This window comes from Streptomyces sp. NPDC033229 (genome assembly GCF_055576875.1).
Map to the genome: position 1 here is coordinate 1 of NZ_JBVIQR010000223.1, position 1,016 is coordinate 1,016.

At 68.2% G+C, this 1,016-nt stretch carries 2 protein-coding genes; both read right to left on the minus strand.

Annotation, left to right across the window (positions count from 1 at the left end; all coding sequences use genetic code 11):
• Positions 1-45: 45 nt before the first annotated feature.
• Entirely contained in the window at positions 46-414 is a 369-nt protein-coding gene (locus ACZ53N_RS37535) for a hypothetical protein (protein ID WP_469145156.1), read from the minus strand.
• A 272-nt stretch (positions 415-686) separates the two neighbouring features.
• On the minus strand, positions 687-1,016 hold a 330-nt coding region (locus ACZ53N_RS37540; protein WP_469145157.1), incomplete at its 5' end, for a DUF7848 domain-containing protein.

Below are 1,016 nucleotides of genomic sequence, written 5' to 3' on the forward strand. Positions count from 1 at the left end.
ACGGTTGGCACTTCACACGCTACGCCGGAGGGACCGATCCCACGCTCAGCGATCACTGCCCAGCAAGATCACACAGACTTTTGAATGACCTTCCCAGTAGCTCGCCCTACCGAAGTGCGGCGCAGCGGCCTCAGCCAGCTTGGCCATCCGCCGAGCCGCCGGCACCGTCAACTCCAGTCGGACCACGCCCGCTCCGTCGTCCTCCGCGCCCGCCCCCAGCCGCACTCCAGGCCCCTCCAGTCCTGCTACCGCCAGGGCGTCCGCCAGTTCCGCCAACGCGCCCGTGGCCTGCCGCCAGCCCGCCACGTAGTCCACGCCGCGCACCCACGCTCCCACCGCGTCCGGGGCCAACTCCTCAACCCCAGAACCCTCGACGCCGCTCTCCAACCCCTGACGCTCAGGCCCCGACTTCAACTTGCCACCCCTCAAAATCCTCGGTCGATTGGATCTTCTGGGGCTATCGCACGGACGCACGACGAGAGCCTCGGTACCATCGGCACCGGGGTCCTCGCGGATCCCTTCCGGAGCACCCCTCTTGCTGTCCAGGCTGCGGGGTGGTCAGGTCTTGCTTCTGCTGTTGTTGCGCGCAGCCCAGCCCCTCCACGCGGGGGTCAAGGCCGGACCGTCGACGACGGGGTGAATGAAGCCCGTTTGATCCATCCCCGGAGCCACGGCCCTCCTCCGGTCTATGGGGTGCCCGCCGACCGCGAGGCCCGCGAGAACCGCGTCAGGATGTTCCGGTAGCCGGTGTGGCCGGTCCGGTCCGCGTGCTGAAGGGCCCACGCATCCGGCCCCGCGCTGCCCTCCGACGCCTCCGAGGAACCCCCGCAGGTCGTGCACTCGACCTCGTACACCGGCCTGCTCCCCGACATGTCCCATTCCAGTGCCCACCAGCCGTTCTGGGCATCGGAACTGAGCGCCGCCTGAGGTGCCTCGAAGTTCTCGGACAGGTGTCCAATAGGATCGCCTGGAACAGGGAACGAGGAAGAAGTGGCGCCACCGAGGAAGTACTCGCA